This window comes from Intestinibacter sp. (assembly GCF_022780145.1).
In the GTDB taxonomy this organism is placed as follows: Bacteria; Bacillota; Clostridia; order Peptostreptococcales; family Peptostreptococcaceae; genus Intestinibacter.
Map to the genome: position 1 here is coordinate 1 of NZ_JALEXO010000150.1, position 6,061 is coordinate 6,061.

The window sequence follows — 6,061 nt, forward strand, 5'->3', positions numbered from 1 at the left end:
GCCTTCAAAATAATCTCCAAATTCATCATCTGTTATCATTGATGATTCATCTAATGATCCACCTTTTAACATATAAGATCTTGAATAAGTATGATCATGTCCTGTTAGTACAACATCTATATCATTTTCTTCAAATATTGGTATTAAATTGTATCTTAAGTTTGCTATTTCAGGTTCATTAGAGTGTTCGCCAGAACCATATATATCTTGATGTAGTGTAACTATCTTCCATTTAGCATCTTTATTTTGTTTAACTGTATTTTCTACAAATTTTTGATGTTCAGCGATATTTGTATTATTAGTATTCAACATGATAAATAGAGTATTTCCATATGTATAATAGTAATCTCCACCTGCCATAGTTGAACCTAAGTCACTTGCATTAGCTGTGTTGAAGTGATATGAATAATTTCCGCTTACTGCATCATGGTTTCCTATTGATGTAGCTATAGGAACTGATTTTAATGCAGTTGGGCTTAGATATCCAGCGTATTCGATTTCATTTTTGTTGTAAGACATACTTGGATTTTTCTTGTCTCTAGTTTGTATTTGGTCACCTGCAGAAACTATAAAGCTTATGTCAGAGTCTTTTTTTAGCATAGTATTGATTGTATTGTTCCAGTTGAAGCTATCATTTCTAACAGCATTATCTTGACCTTGTTTTTCTGTTGATCCAGTTGCTGTATTTGATTCAGAAGAACCTATTTGAGGGTCACCTACAAATCCAAAGCTATAAGATTTTGTCTTTTGAGTTTCGTATAATGTTGGTTCAGTCCATTCTCCATCTATAGTATAGCTATAGTAGTATTTAGTATTTGATTTTAAGTTTTTAGCTGTTGCCTTGTTAGATTTAAATCCTTCAGTAGCATCAGTTGTTGTAACTTTTAATACTTTAGCGTTTTTCATCTTCTTGTTAGTACTTATTTTTAATTTTGCTTGTGAATCTGTATCCTTTGAATACCAAGCAAAGTTTAATTCAGTTTCATCCTGACCAGGTGATAATGACATTTGAGTTGGTGAATTTTTTATAGCTTCCCATTGTTTACACCAAGCTGACCATGCTCTAGTTTGTCCTGGTCTTGTTTGAGTAGCTTCTGTCCAACCATCGTTATCTGCTGCAAATACATTTATAGCTGAACTAGATATCATAGCTGCAAGCATCAATGATGCAAAATATTTTCTTCCTTTTTTCATTTGTTATTCATCTCCCCGTATGTCGTTGCAACGTTTTATTTTCAATTATCTGTCATGACAATTTAAGTATATGATTAAAAATTTTATCCTTCAATAGCATTAACCGATTCTTAAATTAGACTTAATCTAGTTAACAAATTATTAACGCTTCAAACAACCAGTTTTATTTTTTATTATTTACCAAATAAACAAATTTATTCTCTTAAAATAAAAAACGAAAGTACCATTATAAATACCTTCGTTTTAAATATTTTATCCATTATATAAGCTTCTAAGCAATTTTATCTCTCTAGCATATCCATCTAGTTCGTTTGGTGTTTCCAATAAAAACGGTAAATTTTTAAGTTTTTCATGGTTTATAATTCTAGTAATAGCATCAAGTCCTATTTGACCTTCTCCAATTTTGGCGTGTCTATCCTTGTGACTTCCACATGAGTTTAAACTGTCATTTAGATGTATAGCCTTTAATCTATCTAATCCTATAACTTTATCGAATTCCTCTAAAACTCCATCTAGATCATTTACTATATCGTATCCAGCATCAAATACATGACATGTATCCAAGCATACACCTAATTTTTCATCCAACTCTACACCGTCTATTATCTGTCTTAGCTCCTCGAAGCTTCTCCCTATCTCAGTACCCTTACCTGCCATTGTCTCAAGCAAAACAGTTGTAGTTTGTTCCTTTGTAATAGCTTGATTTAGCATATCTGTAATATATTTAATACCGACATCTACACCTTGTTGAACATGAGTTCCTGGATGGAAATTATATAAATTATTTGGTGTCGATTCCAATCTTTTTAAATCATCGATAAAAGTATTTAATGCAAATTCTCTTTTATCCTCATCTTTTGCACACGCATTTAAAGTATATGGTGCATGAGCTAATAATATCGCAAAGTTATTTTCTCTAGCTAATTCTAAAAACTTATCAATATCCTTTTGATTTAATTTTTTAGCCTTTCCTCCTCTTGGATTTCTAGTAAAAAATTGAAATGTATTGGCATCTATTTCCAATGCTTGTTTTCCCATATTTTCAAATCCCTTTGATACTGATAAATGACATCCTATATTCAACATAAATTCTTCGATTTCCTCCTTAACTACAATTATTTGTTCACTTTATTTTTATCTACTAATATACCTTCTAAATTTAAGAGCTTTTCTTTTAAATCAAGTCCTCCTGCATATCCAACTAATTTTTTATTTGAACCTACAACTCTATGACAAGGAATTACTATAGGTATTGGATTTTTATTATTTGCCATTCCAATTGCTCTCGATGCCTTTTCATTTCCAATTGCAATGGCTACTTCCTTATATGATCTAGTCTCTCCATAAGGTATTTTTGTCAATTCCTTCCACACTTTCCTTTGAAACTCTGTTCCCTTTGGATCCAAAGGCAGGTCAAATTGTTTTCTCTGTCCTTCTATATATTCACTTAATTGAATATACGCCATTTTTATCAAATCACTTTCTTCTAATAATAACCTATTTTGCTCGATTTCTACCTCTACATTAGGTTCTCTAAAATATATATGTGTTATACTTTCTCCATCTTCCCTAATGCCTAGTCTTCCTATTTTAGTATCGTAATAAAACAATCTATCCATCTTCATCTCTCCAATTTATTCTACCCATTTATAATTAAATTGTAACAAAATAATTATTTTTATCTAAGTTATCGACAAATCAACACATAAAAAATAATTTATGTCATAAAATTTTATTAATTCATAATATTTTTACAATTTTATAGAACTTAATTTTAAAATTATATATAATAATAACTATACAAATACTTTATTCTTCTATAAAAATTGTAGAATCGTCATAAATTCTATATTTAAGTTTTTATGAAGTTTAAAATCGTTTTCCTAAATAAACTTTAGTCAATTAAAGCCGACGACGATGGTGGTTAAATAGATAATTACCATCGTCGCTGCATGTATACAAAAAAGCAACCACAATCAGTTGCTTTTTTTATTTATCATCTTTTAATAATGGATTATAATATCGTCCTTTATTTTTTGTTCTTTTCCCATATTGAATAGCTTCTTGAGGACATCTACAAATACAAGCCATACATTTTGTACAATGCTGTGACCACATAGGCTTTCCTTCATACATTTTTATATTATTATAAGGACACACTTTTTCACAAAGTCCACATGAATTGCATTTATCATCAGCCTTAAATTTAGTAGTTCCCATGAAGAAAAAGTAAAATAAATGCTTTATTATATAAGTTTTAAAATAATCCTTTATCGAATATTTTTCCTTATCAAATACATGCAAATGTCCATCTGCAATTTGTTCATTTATCTTAACTATTTTTTTCTGTGCTTGTTCTAATTTTTTATTTCTCAAGAGAGTAGAGTCTAAATCAAACATTGTTATAAAATTTTCAGGCATTTGTATAAACTCCGTATAATATATTTCCATCTTTTTATCTTTAAACATATTATCAAGGTATTTTGACATACATCCTGAATCTGTCCCACAAGTGTAAACTGAAAATAAATAATTTTGCTTATATCCATTAAATTTTATTTTTTTTATAAAATCCTCAACTATTTTAGGCGGCGCCCATGAATATGTAGGAAATACAAATCCTATTTTTTCTTTTTTTTCTAACTCATAAACATATTCTTGTTTATTTTTTTTCAATTCTAACGATATATCTATTAATCTCTCATTTTGGTATTTACCTATTACTTGAGCTACCCATAAAGAATTACCAGTACCTGAGTAATAAAATATCATATTCCTACTCCCCCTAACATGCAAACTATCCTCTACCTATATAATTGAAACATATCTAATAATTATTTTCAACCTGTAAAATATTTATTTCCTTTAATTTTTTATTTTTTTATATAATTATAATAATGATTGTTTATTTTAATGTTTTTATTTTTATGCATAATAAATAAAAAAAATCTCAGGGGACTAGGAATCCTGAGATCTTTATTTATTGGTTATACCCTAATGATTAATTTTATAACCAACCTTATAAATAATATTATACCTTATTTTGTAATTTTTTAAAGGATTATTTAAGTAGTATTACTTTTTATATCGATAAAATTTATGCTTTTTAACTTCGAATCGTATCTTTTAATTTTGTTTAGTATTTTTTATTTATCTGTTTACATTACATATATTAAATTACTTATGTTATAAAGATAATAACTTTATATTAAAATTCAATTAAATTTTAATAAGCTAACGATATTTCTAGTTATTTTTCATGATACAATTTTTATTTTTACATGACTTACAAGCACCTGTACATTGATCAACTAAATCTAAAGATTGTTCAAACGCAAATTTGCTGTTGTTTTTATTTCTTATTATAGGTATATCTTGTTTTTTCGCTTGAGTTTCAACTGATGCCATTAATTTATGTGATACAGTCGATGTAAATATAACTACCGCATCAGGGCTCCCGATTGATCTTTTTACTCTTGACGACATATTTAAAACTACTTTTGCTTTATATCCCCTATTTTTTGCTAATTGTATGTAATCTTTCTTCATTCTTTCATTTCCACCGACTATTACTAAACTCATATATTTTCACCCCTTTTTAGACTCCTTGTTATTTATTATCATTTTGATAATTATAATCCATTTATTTTTGTTTGTCAATATATTGATAGTGATTATCATTTAATATAATATTACTCTCTACTATAAAAAATGTCAATCATAATTGATAATTTTTATCAATTACTTTTTATTATCTATAAACAAAAAACTGCCTACTACGATTTATTCTATAGTAGACAGCTTTTATAATTAATAAACAGCGTTTATATTATTTTTCTTCTAAATCAACCTTTATGCTTAATTCTTCTAATTGACCATCTTCAGGTAATCCTGGTGCATTAGTCATTGGACATATAGCATTTTGGTTTTTAGGGAATGCTATGACTTCTCTTATGTTATCAGCTCCAGCAAGTAGCATCATAAGTCTATCAAATCCAAATGCAAGACCTGCGTGAGGTGGTACACCGTATTTGAAGGCTTCTAATAGGTATCCAAATTTTTCATTTGCAGTTTCTTCGCTCATACCTAATGCTCTGAACATTTTTTCTTGAACTTCTTCATCAGATATTCTGACACTACCTCCACCAAGTTCATATCCATTTAATACCATATCATAAGCTTTAGCTCTTAATTGAGTCTTGTCTTCTTGTTCTAATTTATCTATATCTTCATCTAATGGGCAAGTGAATGGATGGTGCATTGCTACCATTCTACCTGTTTCTTCATCTTCTTCAAATAGTGGGAATTCAGTTACCCATAGTAGATTGTATTTGCTCTTGTCTATTAAATCCATCTTTCTAGCTACTTCAAGTCTTAATTGACCTAGTGCATCATATACGACTTTATTTTTATCAGCTACGAATAATAATAAGTCTCCTGCTTTTGCATCTAATCTATCTAAAATTGCTTTTATTTCGTCTTCCTTGAAGAATTTAGCTATTGGTGAATCTATTCCATCTTCTTTAACTTTGATCCAAGCTAATCCTTTAGCCCTGTAAGTTTTAGCGTGTTCTTCTAATTTTTTCATTCCTTTTTTAGAGAATGCATCTGCTCCACCTTTTGCATTTATACCTCTTACGCTAGAGTTTTGACCGTTAGCAGCTGATGAGAATACACCGAATTCGCAGTCCTTAACTAAGTCAGATACATCTGTAAGCTCCATAGCAAATCTAGTATCTGGTTTGTCAGAACCAAATCTGTCCATAGCTTCTTTGTAAGTCATTCTCTTAAGTGGTAATTCTATATCTATATTGTGAACTTCTTTGAATATTCTTCCTATCATGTTTTCCATCATAGTCATAACGTC

6 protein-coding genes are annotated in these 6,061 nt (G+C 28.9%); all 6 read right to left on the bottom strand.

The genetic code is table 11. The features are described 5' to 3' along the window. Positions 1–1,194: purple acid phosphatase family protein (locus MR593_RS05940; protein WP_290690813.1), on the bottom strand; the 1,194-nt coding region annotated here is incomplete at its 3' end. Between the two features lie 252 nt (positions 1,195–1,446). Further along, complete coding sequence (locus tag MR593_RS05945) at positions 1,447–2,280, bottom strand: deoxyribonuclease IV (RefSeq protein ID WP_290690815.1); 834 nt, start codon at positions 2,278–2,280, stop codon at positions 1,447–1,449. Positions 2,281–2,309: 29 nt separating this feature from the next. Further along, positions 2,310–2,813, bottom strand: a complete 504-nt coding sequence (locus tag MR593_RS05950) for a methylated-DNA--[protein]-cysteine S-methyltransferase (protein WP_290690818.1) — start codon at positions 2,811–2,813, stop codon at positions 2,310–2,312. 370 nt (positions 2,814–3,183) lie between these two features. Then, on the bottom strand, positions 3,184–3,966 hold the full coding sequence (locus MR593_RS05955; protein ID WP_290690820.1) for an EFR1 family ferrodoxin: 783 nt from the start codon (positions 3,964–3,966) through the stop codon (positions 3,184–3,186). A 474-nt stretch (positions 3,967–4,440) separates the two neighbouring features. Continuing rightward, positions 4,441–4,776 (bottom strand): DUF2325 domain-containing protein, encoded by a 336-nt coding sequence (locus tag MR593_RS05960; RefSeq protein ID WP_290690821.1) that lies wholly within the window; start codon positions 4,774–4,776, stop codon positions 4,441–4,443. Between the two features lie 247 nt (positions 4,777–5,023). Continuing rightward, on the bottom strand, positions 5,024–6,061 hold a 1,038-nt coding region (gene aspS, locus MR593_RS05965), incomplete at its 5' end, for an aspartate--tRNA ligase (RefSeq protein ID WP_290690823.1).